Annotated in this window: 12 protein-coding genes; 9 read left to right on the plus strand and 3 right to left on the minus strand. The window is 70.0% G+C overall.

Annotated elements, in window-relative coordinates:
- The first annotated feature begins 47 nt into the window (after positions 1-47).
- The 9 genes from VGB75_17155 to VGB75_17195 all read left to right on the plus strand — a co-directional run bounded on the left by VGB75_17155 (position 48) and on the right by VGB75_17195 (position 9,995).
- On the plus strand, positions 48-1,856 hold the full coding sequence (locus VGB75_17155) for a DHA2 family efflux MFS transporter permease subunit (protein HEY0168777.1): 1,809 nt from the start codon (positions 48-50) through the stop codon (positions 1,854-1,856).
- A 52-nt stretch (positions 1,857-1,908) separates the two neighbouring features.
- Positions 1,909-3,054 carry an FAD-dependent oxidoreductase gene (locus VGB75_17160; GenBank protein HEY0168778.1) on the plus strand — a complete coding sequence of 382 codons (1,146 nt, stop codon included), beginning with the start codon at positions 1,909-1,911 and terminating at the stop codon, positions 3,052-3,054.
- Positions 3,051-3,320 carry a (2Fe-2S)-binding protein gene (locus tag VGB75_17165; GenBank protein ID HEY0168779.1) on the plus strand — a complete coding sequence of 90 codons (270 nt, stop codon included), beginning with the start codon at positions 3,051-3,053 and terminating at the stop codon, positions 3,318-3,320. Before VGB75_17160 ends, VGB75_17165 begins: the two co-directional genes overlap by 4 nt.
- Positions 3,304-4,842 carry an NAD(P)/FAD-dependent oxidoreductase gene (locus VGB75_17170; protein HEY0168780.1) on the plus strand — a complete coding sequence of 513 codons (1,539 nt, stop codon included), beginning with the start codon at positions 3,304-3,306 and terminating at the stop codon, positions 4,840-4,842. The genes VGB75_17165 and VGB75_17170 overlap by 17 nt, the downstream gene beginning before the upstream one ends.
- Before the next feature lie 69 nt (positions 4,843-4,911).
- Positions 4,912-5,808, plus strand: coding sequence for a dihydrodipicolinate synthase family protein (locus tag VGB75_17175; protein ID HEY0168781.1), 897 nt, complete (start codon positions 4,912-4,914; stop codon positions 5,806-5,808).
- A 97-nt stretch (positions 5,809-5,905) separates the two neighbouring features.
- The gene (locus VGB75_17180; protein HEY0168782.1) at positions 5,906-6,907 is read left to right on the plus strand and encodes a proline racemase family protein; all 1,002 of its coding nucleotides are present in this window, start codon (positions 5,906-5,908) and stop codon (positions 6,905-6,907) included.
- Between the two features lie 19 nt (positions 6,908-6,926).
- A complete protein-coding gene (locus VGB75_17185; protein ID HEY0168783.1) occupies positions 6,927-8,291 on the plus strand; it encodes an aldehyde dehydrogenase family protein in 1,365 nt (454 codons plus the stop codon).
- Positions 8,292-8,301: 10 nt separating this feature from the next.
- On the plus strand, positions 8,302-9,030 hold the full coding sequence (locus tag VGB75_17190; GenBank protein HEY0168784.1) for a GntR family transcriptional regulator: 729 nt from the start codon (positions 8,302-8,304) through the stop codon (positions 9,028-9,030).
- Positions 9,027-9,995, plus strand: coding sequence for an aldo/keto reductase (locus tag VGB75_17195; protein ID HEY0168785.1), 969 nt, complete (start codon positions 9,027-9,029; stop codon positions 9,993-9,995). Before VGB75_17190 ends, VGB75_17195 begins: the two co-directional genes overlap by 4 nt.
- Before the next feature lie 39 nt (positions 9,996-10,034).
- Here the strand turns inward: VGB75_17195 and VGB75_17200 are convergent, their stop codons facing one another.
- The 3 genes from VGB75_17200 to VGB75_17210 form a co-directional block, all read right to left on the minus strand.
- The gene (locus VGB75_17200; GenBank protein HEY0168786.1) at positions 10,035-11,342 is read right to left on the minus strand and encodes a hypothetical protein; all 1,308 of its coding nucleotides are present in this window, start codon (positions 11,340-11,342) and stop codon (positions 10,035-10,037) included.
- Between the two features lie 296 nt (positions 11,343-11,638).
- Positions 11,639-13,936: a catalase/peroxidase HPI gene (gene katG, locus VGB75_17205; GenBank protein ID HEY0168787.1), complete on the minus strand. Its 2,298-nt coding sequence runs from the start codon at positions 13,934-13,936 to the stop codon at positions 11,639-11,641.
- The gene (locus VGB75_17210; protein HEY0168788.1) at positions 13,933-14,355 is read right to left on the minus strand and encodes a Fur family transcriptional regulator; all 423 of its coding nucleotides are present in this window, start codon (positions 14,353-14,355) and stop codon (positions 13,933-13,935) included. Before VGB75_17210 ends, katG begins: the two co-directional genes overlap by 4 nt.
- Positions 14,356-14,524 lie beyond the last annotated feature (169 nt).

Below are 14,524 nucleotides of genomic sequence, written 5' to 3' on the forward strand. Positions count from 1 at the left end.
CGGCGTGGCGGGCCTGGCGCAAGGAACGGCCGGACAAGGAGAAGTAGATGTCAGCTGAGTCGATGGTCGGTCGCGCCCAGGTAGGCCATCCCGCCGGCGCGCCCGCGCGCGGCTGGACCTTGGGCGTCGTGTGCGTCACGACGTTCATGCTGTTGCTGGACGTCACCGTGGTCAACGTCGGGCTTCCCAACATCCGCGAGTCCCTGGATGCGAGCTTCGCCGAGCAGCAATGGGTGATCGCGGCCTACACGCTCACCATGGCCGCCTTCCTGCTCACCAGCGGCTCGCTGGCCGATCAGCTCGGCCGCAAGCGGATCTTCACCAACGGGCTGGTGCTGTTCACGCTCTCATCGTTGGTCGCAGGCCTGGCCGTCAATCCCCTGATGCTCGAACTGGCGCGCGGCGCCCAGGGATTCGGCGCAGCCATGTTGTTCGCCGTCGGGCTGGCGCTGATCGCTCAGGAGTACCACGGAGCCCGCGACCGTGGCATGGCGTTCGGGATCTGGGGCAGCGTCGGTGGCCTCGCCTTCGCGTTCGGCCCCTTGGTCGGCGGCTTCCTCACCAACTCGCTGAGCTGGCGGTGGATCTTCCTGGTCAACGTGCCGATCGGGGCAGTCGTGCTTATCGCTGCCCTGGCACGCCTGCGAGAGTCGCGCGACCCGCGCGTCCGCAGCATCGACTGGGCCGGGATGTCCCTGTTCGGAGTGGCCCTCGCGCTGCTGCTCTTCGCATTCATGGCAGGCAACTCGATGGACTGGGACTGCCCGCCGGTCCTGTTCGCCTTCGGATTCGGCGGGGCGGCCCTGGCCGCGTTCGTGGCCGTGCAACACGCCAAGGGCGACGCGGCGATGCTGGACCTGTCACTGTTCAAGAACCGGTCGTTCAACGGCGTGGCGTGGGGGACCCTGCTGTGCAACGCGGCCAGCCTGGCGACCATCTTCCTGCTGATCTCCTACATGCAGAACGTTCTCGGCTACTCGGCCTGGGACACCGGCCTTCGGTTCATGCCCCTGACCCTGACGCTGTTCGTCGTCGCGGTCCTCACCGGCCGGCTCGGCAGCCGATTCCCCCCGGGAATGCTCCTCGGGATCGCCATCTCGCTGATCGCCGTCGGTCTGGGCCTGGTCACCCTGGTCAGCACGGACAGCGAGTGGACCGCGCTGCTGCCCGCCCTGATCGTCACCGGCGCCGGAATGGGCATGTTCAACCCGCCTCGCGCGGCGGTGACCATCGGCGTGGTCGGCCCGGCCCGAGCGGGCATGGCCTCAGGAATGGGCCAGACGTTCCAGCAGGTCGGCGTGGCTCTGGGTGTGTCCGCTTTCGGCGCGCTGTTCGAGCGTTGTGTGGTGCTCGACTTCACGCAGTCGGCGGTCGGCAAGCAGCTCGGCGATCAGGCCGACTCGGTGGGCCATGCCTTCGCCTCTGGAGACGACCTGCCGGGTGGCATCTCTCCTGCCCTGCTCGACTCGGTCACGGCGGCAGGAAACGCCGCGTTCGTCCGCAGCCTGACCGAGGTGGTCATGTTCTGCGCGCTCCTGGCGGCCGTTGGCGCGGTGCTCGTGTTCAGCCTGATCAGGAATCGCGACCTGCACGAGAGCGCACTCGGCGCCGGTGTGCCCAGAAGCACCGACGCCGGGCTCGCCGCTGGTCCGCACGCTGCGCATGTCCACCCTCAGGCGCACGTCCACTCTCCGGCGCACGTCCAGCCCCAGCCTCAGGCCCATGTCCACCCTCAGGCGCACGTCCACCCTCAGGCGCCTACTCAGCCCCAGTCGCAGCCGCAGGCGCACGCCCAGCCCCAGGCCGAAGCGGCTGACCACCGGCACACCGAGAGGGCAGGCCCGCCGACTCGGTGACCGCGCGCAGCGCTGGCTGTTCATCGCCAGTGCTGTGTGACATATTACTGAGATGACTCGGGTGGTCGTCGTCGGCGCCGGCATCGTGGGCGCCGCGTGCGCCTTCTACGGCGCTCGCGCGGGCTTGGAAGTCACCGTCCTGGAGCGCGGGGCCGTCGCCGCCGGTACGACAGGCGCCGGAGAAGGCAACCTGTTGCTGTCGGACAAGCAGGCCGGTCCAGAGCTCGACCTGGCATTGCGGTCATCGACGCTGTGGGACGAACTCGGCGCGGAACTGGGCGAGGAGGCTTTCGAGCTCGAGCGCAAAGGGGGCGTGGTAGTCGCCGCCAGCGCTGAGGGGCTCGCCTCGCTGCGGGCGTTCGCAGCCGTTCAGCGCGACCTCGGGGTGGCCAGCGAGCCGCTGGACCAAGCTCAGCTCCACGAGGCCGAACCGCACCTGTCCCCCGCCTTGGCCGGCGGCGCCTTCTATCCGGGCGACATGCAGGTTCAGCCCGCGCTGGCCGCCGCGAGCCTGCTCGCCGCGGCCCGGGGCCACGGCGCGGTCCTGCGCACCGGTGTCGAGGTCATCGGCGGCGTGCTGGCCGACGGGCGGCTGAGCGGGGTGCGCACCAGCGCTGGAGTGACGCCCGCGGATTTCGTGGTCAACGCCTCCGGAACCTGGGGTGGGCAGGTATCGGCCCGGCTGGGCGCCGCGGTGCCGATCCTGCCGCGGCGCGGCTTCATCCTGGTCACCGAGCCGCTGCCACGGGTCGTGCGGCACAAGGTGTACTCGGCCGACTACGTGGCCAACGTCGCCTCGGACAACCCCGGCCTGGAGATGTCGCCCGTCATCGAGGGGACCCGGTCGGGGCCGGTGCTGATCGGCGCCAGCCGCGAACGGGTGGGATTCGACAAGAGGATCTCCCTTCCGGTGGTGCGGCAGCTCGCGGCGCTGGCCATCACCCTGTTTCCGGTGCTGGCCGACGTCCAGCTGCTGCGCGTGTACGCCGGGCTGCGTCCCTACTGCCCCGATCACCTTCCCGTCATCGGCGCCGATCCGCGGGTCCCAGGACTGCTGCACGCCTGCGGGCACGAGGGCGCCGGCATCGGCCTGGCCCCTGCCACCGGAGAGCTGATCACCGACCTGATCACCGGGCGGGCGACGCGTGTGGACCCCCGGCCCTTCGGCCCGGAGCGCCTGATCGGACAGCTGGCATGACCGGATTCACCTTTGACGACCGGGAGATCGACTTCACCGAGGGCCAGACCGTGGGCGCCGCGCTGATCAACGCCGGCATCTACAGCTGGCGGGTGACGCGCCGGCGCGCGACCCGCCGGGGCCTGTTCTGCGGCATCGGCGTCTGCTACGACTGCCTGATCAGCGTCAACGGCGCGGCGAACCAGCGCGCATGCCAGGTCAGGGCCACCCCCGGCATGACGGTCAGCACCCAGACCGGGACAGGCCACGATGACCTCGCCTGCTGACACCCTCGCGCAGCCCTCGGTGGCCGTCATCGGCGCAGGTCCAGCCGGCCTCGCCGCAGCCGTGCACGCAGCCGAGCAGGGCGCCGCCACGACCCTCATCGACTCCGCGGCACGGCTGGGCGGGCAGTACTGGCGCCACGACAAGGCCGTCCTGGACGGCTCCGTTGCCACTTCGCTGCGCTCCTCCCTCGTTCCTCGGTCGATGCTCGCTCAGCCGTCCGGCCTGCACCACGACGTCGCGACCTACCATGACCTGCTCCGCCGATTGGAGGACCTCGTCGCGGCACGGCGGCTCACCGTCCACCTCGAGCACCACGTCTGGTCGCTGCAGGTCGAGCAGTCGGGTTGCTCGATCGCAGCCGTCGACCGCCGCGACCCCGACCGGCCAGGCGAGCTGCGCGTGCGCGCCGCCGTCGTCGTGCTAGCGGTCGGCGCCTATGACCGGCAGGTCCCCTTCCCCGGCTGGGACCTGCCGGGCGTTCTCACCGTGGGCGGCGCGCAGGCATTGCTCAAGGGCAGCGGCGTCACGGTCGGACCCCGCGTCCTGGTCGCTGGCACCGGTCCCTTCCTGCTGCCGGTCGCCACCGCGCTGGCCGCCTCTGGCGCCGACGTCCTCGGCGTGCACGAGGCCAACCGCAACCTTGGCTGGCTCAGACGCCTGCCGGCTGCCGCGCCGCGGCCGGCCACATTGCGTGAGGCCGGTGGCTACGCGCTCGGCCTGGCACGCCACCGGATACCGCTGCGCACCCGCTCGGTCGTCGTCGCCGCGCATGGCGCGGACCGGCTGGAAGCGGTGACCGTCGCCCGCCTGGACCGAGCCGGAGGGGTCCGCGACCGCACCCGTCGCCGCATAGCCGTCGATGTGCTCGCTGTCGGGTACGGCTTCACCACCCAGTCCGAGCTGCCGCTGCAAGCCGGATGCGCGCTTTCTGCGACTGCCGACGGGACCCTGGCCGTCACCACCGACAGCACCCAGCAGACCAGTGACCCGCGCGTGTACGCAGCCGGGGAGACCACCGGCGTCGGCGGCGCCCAACTGGCGGTCGCCGAGGGCGTCATCGCCGGGTTCTACGCCGCGCGCGCCGCCGGCCAGTGCGCTGTCGGTCAGACCACCGCAGCACCGGCTCGACCCGACCGGGTCGTCGAGACAGCCATCCGGACCAGGGACCGGTTACGCCGGTTCGCGGCCGCGATGCACGCGGTCTACCCCGTGCCGCGCTTCTGGCTCGACACCCTTGAGCACGACACCGTGGTCTGCCGGTGCGAGGAGGTGACCGTCGCCGAGGTCGACGCCGCCATCGACAACGGCGCCCGGGACGCCCGGTCGGTCAAGCTGCTGTCGCGCTCGGGCATGGGCTGGTGCCAGGGGCGCGTGTGCGGCTACGCCATCAGCTGCCTGACGGCCTCGCGCACCGGGCAGGCGCTCGACCTGGCCAGCAGCGCCAACCGGCCCGTGGCGGCGCCGATCCCGCTCGGACTCCTCGCCCAGGCGCCCGCCGATCGCCACGGCCAGGACAGCTGACACCCCAGACCAACCCGAAGCCGGTCCCACCGCCGGGCCACCTCCACGACCACCACGAAGGAGCACCAGATGGACCGCAAGCCATGGCACGGAGTACTCGTCGCCACCGCGCTGCCCTGGAAGGACGACGACACCCCAGACCTCGACGCGTTCGCGACCCACATCGCGTGGTTGGCCGCCAACGGCTGCGACGGCGCGACGCCCAACGGCTCGCTCGGTGAGTACCAGGTGCTCAGCGACGCCCAGCGCGAGGACGTGGTGCGCGCCGCGGTGCAGGCCGCGCCCGACGGATTCGTCATCATGCCCGGGATCGCCGCCTACGGCGCCAAGCAGGCCCGCCGGCACGCCGAGGTGGCCGCGGAGGCCGGCTGTCCCGCCGTGATGTTGCTGCCCCCGAACTCCTACCGGGCCCGCGACGTCGACGTCATCGAGCACTACCGCATCGTGGCGGAGGTCGGCGTCCCGATCGTGGCCTACAACAACCCGTTCGACACCAAGGTCGACCTCGTTCCGAGACTGCTGGCCCAGCTCTACCACGAGGGGCTGATCGTCGCCGTCAAGGAGTTCTCCGGCGACGTGCGCCGCTTCTACGAACTGCGCGAGCTCGTCCCGGATCTCGACGTGCTGACCGGCAGCGACGACGTCGTCCTCGAGCTCAGCCTCACCGGCTCGCCCGGTTGGATCGCCGGTTACCCCAACGTGTTCCCCGCCGCCTGCGTCGAGCTGTTCGCCGCCGCGCAGGCCCGCGACCTGGACAAGGCGTTGCCGCTGTACTACGCGCTGCACTCGCTGCTGCGCTGGGACTCCAAGACCGAGTTCGTGCAGGCGATCAAACTGTCGATGGACCTCAACCCCGACGCCATCGACGGCGGTCGCTGCCAGCCGCCGCGCGGGCCGTTGTCCGAGGCCGACTCGGCCGCCATCCGCGAGGCGACCGAGAAGGCGCTGGCTGCCGGCTTGCGCTAGAGCCGCCGGCCCGCGCTGACGCGACTGGCGCCGACCCGAACGCCGCTGATCCGAAAACCGCTGATCCGAAAACCGCTGATCCGAGAAGGGGAAACCGATGAGGTCCATCCGCACGTTGCACGCGGTCGACTCGCACACCGAGGGCATGCCCACCCGGGTCATCGTCGGCGGAGTCGGCGTTCTCCCCGGCGACACCATGGCGCAGCGGCGGGTGAACTTCATGCAGAACATGGACGATCTGCGGACGCTGCTCATGTTCGAGCCGCGCGGGCACGCCGCGATGTCCGGCGCGATCCTGCAGCCTGCGACCCGGCCGGACTGCGACTGGGGCGTGCTCTACATCGAGGTCTCAGGATGCCTGCCGATGTGCGGGCACGGCACCATCGGGGTGGCCACGGTCCTGGTGGAGACGGGCATGGTGCCAGTCGTGGAACCAGTCACCACCATCAGGTTGGACACCCCGGCCGGAGTCGTGGTCGCCGAGGTCGCGGTCTGCGACGGCGCCGCCCGCGCGGTGACCATCCGCAATGTGGCCTCGTTCTCCCTGGCTCTGGACCAGCAGGTCGACGTGCCGGGACTGGGCGCAGTGGACTACGACATCGCCTTCGGCGGCAACTTCTACGCGATCCTCGAGCTGGACAAGCTCGGCTTGACCTTCGACCGCGCCCAACAGCAAGGCATCGCCGAGGCGGGGCTGGCGATCATGGAGGCGATCAACACCTCGAAGTCGCCGGTCCACCCGGAGGACCCCGACATCACCGGGTGCCATCACGTGCAGTTCCTCGCACCCGGCTCGACCGCCCGCCACTCCAGGCATGCCATGGCGATCTATCCGGGATGGTTTGACCGCTCGCCGTGCGGCACGGGGACCAGCGCCCGGATGGCGCAGCTGCACGCCCGAGGCGAACTCGGACTGCACACCGACTTCGTCAACGAGTCGTTCATCGGCACCCGGTTCATCGGACGCCTCGTCGAGCAGACGACGGTCGGGGACCTGAGCGCCGTGGTGCCTGCCATCACCGGTCGCGCGTGGATCACCGGAACCGCCCAGTACCTGCTCGACCCCACCGACCCGTTCCCGGCCGGCTTCCGGTTCTGAAGGCGAGAGGCAGCCACTCATGATCACATCGACGTCCCCGCAACGCCCCGACGACATCGTGGCCCGCGTCCAGGCCAGCACGCCCGAGGACGTGCGCGTCGCAGCCGAAACGGCCCGCAAGGCCCAGTTCGAATGGGTCGACGCCGGCGCCGCCGGGCGCGCCAAAGCGCTCGGGCAGGCGGCCGAGGCCGTGCAGGGCGCCGCGGCCGAGCTGGCAGCGCTCGCGGTGCGCGAGGTCGGCAAGCCGCTGGCCGAGGCTCGGGGCGAGATCGCGCGGTCGGTGTCCATCCTGCGCTACTACGCCCAACAGCCGTTCGAGGAGATCGGCGCCACTTCCAACCCGTCCGGCGGAGGTCTGCTGTTCACCACCCGGCGCCCCCGCGGGCTGGCCGGGCTCATCACGCCGTGGAACTTCCCGTTCGCGATCCCGCTGTGGAAGGCCGCTCCCGCGCTGGCCTACGGCAACGCCGTGCTGCTCAAACCCGCCGAACCGGCGACCGCCTGCGCGTTGCGGCTGTCGGAGCTGCTCGCCCCGTGCCTGCCTGCCGGGTTGTTCACCGTCGTCGCCGGCGGCGCGGACACCGGCCGAGCCGTCCTGGATGAGGCCGACGTCGTCTCCTTCACCGGCTCGACCGCCGTGGGCGCCACGATCATCGCCGCAGCGGCCCAGCGCGGCGCACCCGTGCAGGCCGAGATGGGCGGGCAGAACCCGGCGATCGTGCTGCCCGACGCCGACGTCGAGGCCACCGCGGCCAGCATCGCGGCCGCGATCGCCGGCTACGCCGGGCAGAAGTGCACCGCCACCAAGCGAGTGATCGTCGTGGGCGAGGCGGCCCGGTTCACCGAGGCCCTCGTGGAGGCTGTCCGGGCTCTCGTGGTCGGCGACCCCGCGCGGGAGGACGTCACGGTCGGCCCCGTCATCGACCAGGCCGCCCGCGACCGGGTGCTGGCCGCCGCCGCGAGCGTCGAGGCCGCCGGCGGGCGCCTGCTCACCGGCGGATCGAAGGTCGGCGAACTCGGTTGGTTCGTCGCGCCCACGCTCGCCGACGGCCTGGCAGATGAGCATCTGCTCGAGCGCGAGGAGGTGTTCGGCCCGATCTGCTCGATCAGCAGGGTCGCTGACCTCGACCAGGCGATCAGCCGCGCCAACGCCGTCCAGCACGGCCTGGTGGCCGGTCTGCACACCCGCGACATCACCGGCGTCCTGGACGCGGTGAACCGGTTGGACGCGGGAATGATCAAGGTCAACGCGCCGACCACCGGAGTCGACTTCTACCTGCCGTTCGGCGGCGTGAAGGCCTCCAGCTACGGCACGAAGGAGCAGGGCAAGGCCGCGGTGGACATCTACACCAGCCTTCACACGGTCACCATCGAAGCCGGCTGAGGCGCTCGCCATGACATCGGGCATCGACGCCGAGGACACCCTGACCCTGCAGGCCACTGCCGTCCGGACCAGCCTGCGCGACGAGGCCATCAAGACCCTGCAGGCCGCGATCATCGCCGGCGAGCTGCGGCCTCATGTCGTGTACTCCGCCCCGACGCTGGCCGCGCGGTTGGGCATGTCGGCCACGCCGGTGCGCGAGGCCGTCCTCGACCTGGTCAACCAAGGCCTGGTCGAGACCGTCCGCAACAAGGGGTTCCGGGTCGTGGAGCTCGCCGCCGAGGAGCTCGACGAGCTCACCGAGTTGCGGCTGCTGATCGAGGTGCCCTCGGTGCGCGCACTGGCCCGGCGGGGGCTGAGCGACGAGGAGCACGAGAGGTTGCAGCACCTGGCCGCGCAGATCGAGCGCGCGGCCGTGCGCAACGACATGGTCGCCCATAACAAGGCCGACCTGGAGTTCCACACGGCGCTGCTCGGCCTGCTCTCCAACAAGACGCTGGTCTCCACCGTCCAGTCATTGCGAGTCCGGTCCCGCCTGTACGGCATGGCTCGCCTGGCCGACTCCGGACAGCTGCTGCCCACCTCGCGCGAGCACACCGAGTTGCTCGACCTGATCAGGGACGGCGACGCCGAAGGCGCCGCGCAGCTCATGCGGCGCCACATCGGACACGTCCGCGGGTCCTGGGCGACCGGCGCCGCGGAGGAGGAGACCATGCCTCACGTGGAAAAGCCTCACCGATGACTGTGCGACTGCGGCCGATGCCACAACGGGCGATCGCCGGTCGTCAGGTCAGCGCCATCGGCCTCGGGTGCATGCCGATGAGCTGGTTCTACGACCGCGGCGCGCACAACGACGACGAGGCCGTCGCGGCGATCGTGGCAGCCCTGGACCACCAGGTCACCCTCTTCGACACCGCCGACATCTACGGGCCGTTCACCAACGAGACGCTGCTCGGGCGGGCCCTGGGCCGACGGCGCGAGGAGGCCTTTATCGCCACCAAGGCCGGCCTTGTCGTCGACGGCGCCTCGCAGTACCGCCGCGACGGCTCGCCTGCGCACATCCGCGCCGCCTGCGAGGCCTCGCTGCGGCGGCTGCGAACCGACCGCATCGACCTGTACCAGCTGCACCGCGTCGATCCCGGCGTCCCCGTCGAGGACAGCGTGGGCGCGATGGCCGAACTCGTCCAGGCCGGCAAGGTGCGCGCGATCGGGCTGTCGGAGGTGAGCGTGGACGAGCTCGACCGCGCCGCGCGGATCGCGCCGATAGCCGCGGTGCAATCGGAGTTCAGCCTCTGGACCCGGAATCCGGTTCGCGACGGCGTGCTGAGCTGGTGTCAGGAGCACGACGCCGCCCTGCTGGCCTACTCACCGCTCGGGCGCGGCTACCTCACCGGCGCGATCCGCTCGGCGGCCGACCTGCCTGCCGATGACTGGCGCCGGGACAACCCGCGGTTCCAGCCGGAGGCGCTACGCGCGAACGAGAGCATGCTGGCGGCCGTGCTCGAGGTCGCCGATCGGCTCGGCGCGACAGCGGCCCAGGTCGCCCTGCGCTGGCTGCTCGGCCAGAGCCACTGCGTCATCCCGATCCCCGGCACCAGGCGACCGGCACGGGTCATCGAGAACGCCCGCGCCGCGGTGGTCGATCTGAGCGAGGAGGACGCGGCCTTGCTCGACCAGCTGCCCGAGCCGCTGGACCCCCGTTACTGATCGCTTATGCGGTAGTGATCCCGCGCTCTGCCCAAAGGCTTAGGCAGTTGTGAACTGGTAGAGGTCGTAGGCGACCATCGCCAGTTCGCCGCCTTGGAAGGCGAGGGCGGAGCCCAACGGGGCAGTGACCCTCTGGTAACCGATGGGTTGCAACGAGCTTTGCGTGACCGTTCCCATCCACAGCGCGCCTTCTTCGGTGGATGCGAACCAACAGCGTCCGCCCGAGTAGGTGCCCCATACGATGTCGAAGTTGAAAGTCTGGGAACGGCTCGTGTCGATGAGCAGGTTGGCTTTGTCCAGGAGCGTGATGCTCCAATCAGCGTTGATCGAGTAATACCACGTGTTGTAATCGCTGGGGCCAACCGAGCAATTGCTGACGAGCAGCCGGTCATCCACCACAGAGAGGGCGTTGATCCCACGCTGGGCCTGCGGGTTGAAGAGGGTCTGCGAGAGAATGCGGCCCGTGGACGCGCGCATCATCGTCACGTATCCGTCCTCAGAACCAGCGGCGACAATGCCCTTGGCGGCGTCTGCGACGACGACGTCTTCGACCGTGTGATCATTCCAAGGATTGACCGGATTGGGATTTGTGACATCGACGCTTCGCTCGAACGTCAGCGTGCCGCTGACCGGGTCATAGCGCCAGATCGACAGATGGCCACTGGCATGGCCGACGACAAGCCGGCCCAGACGGCTTTCGGCCACCCACGCCCCCGAACTCGCCGAACCGAGCGCCGGGTCGTAGTTGTAGGTCCCGCGGAGAGTCAGGTTCGCCCAATCCCCGTCCCCCGCTCGCCACAGTGCGAGGGAAGAGCTGTCATTCGACGTCGCGATAGCAGCTCCTGACAACGCAGTGATCATCCTGAGTCCCTGCATCGCGGGACTGCTGACGGCCTCGTTGATCAGCGGGCCCTGGTAGGGAGCTGTCTGGAACTCGAAGATGCTCATCGATCCGTCCCACCGGCCCACTGCGAAGTGGTCTGCGTCAAGCCAACGGACCTCCTGCGCCATCTGGTACGTCGTCCCCCGCTGGACGATGGGGAGCGCGGCGCTGAAGGCTGTGGTGGAGTCACCGGCTTCAACGAGTGCGGCTTGCGAGCGAAGCGCCTTGGGCAGCGGCGCGGTACCCGTGGCGGCTGCCCGGCTTCGTGGCGCGGCCTGCGGCTTGGCGGCAGCGAGCGCCGCGGACGGCGCCATCATGCTGACACCGCCAGCGGCGGCGATTCCCGCAGCGCCTTTGAGGAACAAGCGACGGTCAAATTTGGAGGCGGGTGCGGGATTGCGCTCGTGATCGGTATGTGGCGCGCGGTCGTTGATTTTGTTTACCTCCGGGATAGTGGAGCTCATCAAAACGCGCGCCGCTGCCGCCTTACGCGATTTCCAACGCACTCATCAGGGTTGGTTCACACACGTCTGACTTACCTGCCCGCTCGGGGCCCGTTCCACATAGCGCCAAATACGCTAATCGGTAAATATCGCGCCCTATCGCATTGCCGAGGCGACGCCCAGCCAGGCCCGGCGGCCGCCGACAGCAGCTGGTTGGCTCGCCGGGGCGAGGTGGTGACTGACGAGGGCGACGGCAGCGACCGGCAGTGGGACCGGATGTCCGGGCCGGCCGTCACCGGCCGGCCCGGACATCGGCATCAGGGAACCTGAAGGGACGGGACGTCGAACCGGTCCAGCATCATGACCTTGTTCCACGCGGCGACGAAGTCACGCGTGAACTTCTCCTTCGCGTCGTCGCTGGCGTAGACCTCGGCCAGCGAACGCAGCTCGGAGTTAGCGCCGAAGACCAGGTCGACGGCGGTGGCCGTCCACTTGAGGTCACCGCTCACCCGGTCCCGGCCGTCGTAGACGTTCTCCGCGGACTCCGACGCCTTCCACTCGGTGTCGTGCGCGAGCAGGTTGACGAAGAAGTCGTTGGTCAGCGTTCCCGGCCGGTCGGTGAACACGCCGTGGTCGGACTGCCCGAAGTTGGCCTTCAGGGCTCGCATGCCGCCCACCAGCACCGTCATCTCCGGAGCGGTCAGCCTGAGCATGTTGGCCCGGTCCAGCAGCCGGACCTCCGGCGGCAGCTTGTCCCCGGCCCGCAGGTAGTTGCGGAAGCCGTCGGCGGTCGGTTCGAGCACCGAGAACGTCTCCGCGTCGGTCTGCTCCTGCGAGGCGTCGGTGCGCCCCGGCGTGAACGGGACCGTGACGTCCTGACCGGCGTTCTTGGCCGCCTGCTCGACGGCCGCGCAGCCGCCCAGCACGATCAGGTCGGCGAGGGAGATCCTGGTGTTGCCCGACTGCGAGCTGTTGAAGTCCTGCTGGATCTGCTCCAGGGTGGACAGGACCGTGGCGAGCTCGGCCGGCTCGTTGGCCTCCCAGTCCCGCTGCGGCGTAAGCCTGATCCGCGCGCCGTTGGCCCCGCCACGCTTGTCGGTGCCGCGGAAGCTGGCCGCCGACGACCAGGCGGTGGAGACCAACTGGGAGACCGACAGGCCGGAGTCGAGGATCTTGGCCTTCAGCGCCGCGACCTCCGCCTCGCCGACCAGGTCGTGGTCCAGGGCCGGAACCGGGTCCTGCCACAGCTGAGGCTCGGGCACCCACGGGCCCAGGTAGCGGGTCACCGGGCCCATGTCGCGGTGCAGCAGCTTGTACCAGGCCCGGGCGAAGGCGTCGGCGAACTCTTCCGGGTGCTCCAGGAAGCGTCGCGCGATCGGCTCGTAGATCGGGTCGAAGCGCAGCGCGAGGTCCGTGGTCAGCATCGTCGGCGGACGGTTCAGCGAACCGTCCTCGGGGTCTGGCACCGTGTCGGCGCCCGCGCCGCCCTTGGGCTGCCACTGCTTGGCGCCGGCGGGGCTGGTGGTCAGCTCCCACTCGTGAGCGAACAGGTTCTCGAAGAAGCCGTTGCTCCACCGGGTCGGCGTCGAGGTCCAGGTGACCTCCAGGCCGCTGGTGATCGCGTCCCGGCCCTTGCCGCTGCCGTAGCTGTTCTTCCAGCCCAGGCCCTGCTCCTCCAGCGGAGCGGCTTCCGGCTCCGGTCCGACGTGCTCGGCGCCGGCCGCGCCGTGGGCCTTGCCGAAGGTGTGGCCGCCAGCGATCAGCGCGAGGGTCTCCTCATCGTTCATCGCCATCCGGGCGAAGGTCTCGCGGATGTCGCGGGCCGCGGCCAGGGGGTCGGGGTTGCCGTTGGGGCCTTCTGGGTTGACGTAGATCAGGCCCATCTGGACCGCGCCGAGCGGCCCGGTGAGCTCACGCTCGTCGCCGTAGCGCTCATCGCCGAGCCAGGTGTCCTCCGGACCCCAGAAGACCTCCTCCGGCTCCCAGATGTCCTCACGGCCGAAGCCGAAGCCGAACGTCTTGAAGCCCATCGACTCCAGCGCGCAGTTGCCGGCGAAGACCAGCAGGTCGGCCCAGGAGATGCTCTGGCCGTACTTCTTCTTGACCGGCCAGAGCAGCCGGCGCGCCTTGTCGAGGTTGGCGTTGTCGGGCCAGCTGTTCAGCGGCGCGAAGCGTTGTCCGCCGGACGAGGCGCCGCCGCGCCCGTCGTGGATGCGGTACGTGCCCGCGGCGTGCCAGCTCATCCGGATCATCAGACCGCCGTAGTGGCCGAAGTCGGCCGGCCACCAGTCCTGCGACGTGGTGAGTACCTCGACGATGTCCCGCTTCAGGGCCTCGACGTCGAGCTGCGCGAACGCCTTGGCGTAGCTGAAGTCCGGCCCCAGCGGGTTGCCCTTGGACGAGTGGGCGTGCAGCACCGAGAGGTCGAGCTGGTTGGGCCACCAGTCCCGGTTGGTGTGCGGACGGCCGCCGGTCTTCGGCGTCGGCGAGTCGATCGCCGGATTCTCGCTCTCGCTGCCGGTCGCGGTCACGGAGTCGTGCGCGACCGGGCAGCCGGCCGCCGCCATGTCGTCCACGCCCTGCGCGCTTGCGGGTTGGTCCTGGGTGTCGCTCATGCGCTTCCTTCCGAACAGTCGGGGCAGGTGCCCCAGTAGACGACTTCCGCCTCGTCGACCACGAAGCCGTGGTCGTCGGAGGCGGTGAGACAGGGAGAATGGCCGACGGCGCAGTCGACGTCGGCGATCGCACCGCAGGAGCGGCACACGACATGGTGGTGGTTGTCACCCACCCGGGACTCGTAGCGGGCGGCGGCGCCGGCGGGCTGGATGCGCCGGATGAGACCGGCGTCGGTGAGCGCGCGCAGCACGTCGTACACCGCCTGGTGGGAGACCGTGGGATGATCCGCCCGGACCAGCTCGATCACCGTGTCCGTGTCGACGTGCGGGTGGTCGTGCAGCGCGGCCAGCACGGCCAGCCGGGGCCGGGTCACGCGCAACGAGGCCGCTCGCAGCTGTGCCTCGAAGTCTGGCGTCACGCGATCAACATAGGCCCTTTTCTGGAATAGTTCAAGTTTGATTGAGCCGGGCCTCCTCACCAACCTAGTCTGCGTACGCGGCCCCCGGGTGCGCGGTCACGGGACAGCGCCTGCGCCATGTTGACGTTAGGGTCGTTCCGTCAACGGAGGCGGGGATCATGCGGGGGAG

Source organism: Jatrophihabitans sp., assembly GCA_036399055.1.
Lineage (GTDB): Bacteria > Actinomycetota > Actinomycetes > Mycobacteriales > Jatrophihabitantaceae > Jatrophihabitans_A.

Coding starts and splice junctions, on each gene's coding strand:
- VGB75_17155 (HEY0168777.1), top strand. CDS start 48: ATGTCAGCTGAGTCGATGGTCGGTCGCGCCCAGGTAGGCCATCCCGCC.
- VGB75_17160 (HEY0168778.1), top strand. CDS start 1,909: ATGACTCGGGTGGTCGTCGTCGGCGCCGGCATCGTGGGCGCCGCGTGC.
- VGB75_17165 (HEY0168779.1), top strand. CDS start 3,051: ATGACCGGATTCACCTTTGACGACCGGGAGATCGACTTCACCGAGGGC.
- VGB75_17170 (HEY0168780.1), top strand. CDS start 3,304: ATGACCTCGCCTGCTGACACCCTCGCGCAGCCCTCGGTGGCCGTCATC.
- VGB75_17175 (HEY0168781.1), top strand. CDS start 4,912: ATGGACCGCAAGCCATGGCACGGAGTACTCGTCGCCACCGCGCTGCCC.
- VGB75_17180 (HEY0168782.1), top strand. CDS start 5,906: ATGAGGTCCATCCGCACGTTGCACGCGGTCGACTCGCACACCGAGGGC.
- VGB75_17185 (HEY0168783.1), top strand. CDS start 6,927: ATGATCACATCGACGTCCCCGCAACGCCCCGACGACATCGTGGCCCGC.
- VGB75_17190 (HEY0168784.1), top strand. CDS start 8,302: ATGACATCGGGCATCGACGCCGAGGACACCCTGACCCTGCAGGCCACT.
- VGB75_17195 (HEY0168785.1), top strand. CDS start 9,027: ATGACTGTGCGACTGCGGCCGATGCCACAACGGGCGATCGCCGGTCGT.
- VGB75_17200 (HEY0168786.1), bottom strand. CDS start 11,342: ATGAGCTCCACTATCCCGGAGGTAAACAAAATCAACGACCGCGCGCCA.
- katG (HEY0168787.1), bottom strand. CDS start 13,936: ATGAGCGACACCCAGGACCAACCCGCAAGCGCGCAGGGCGTGGACGAC.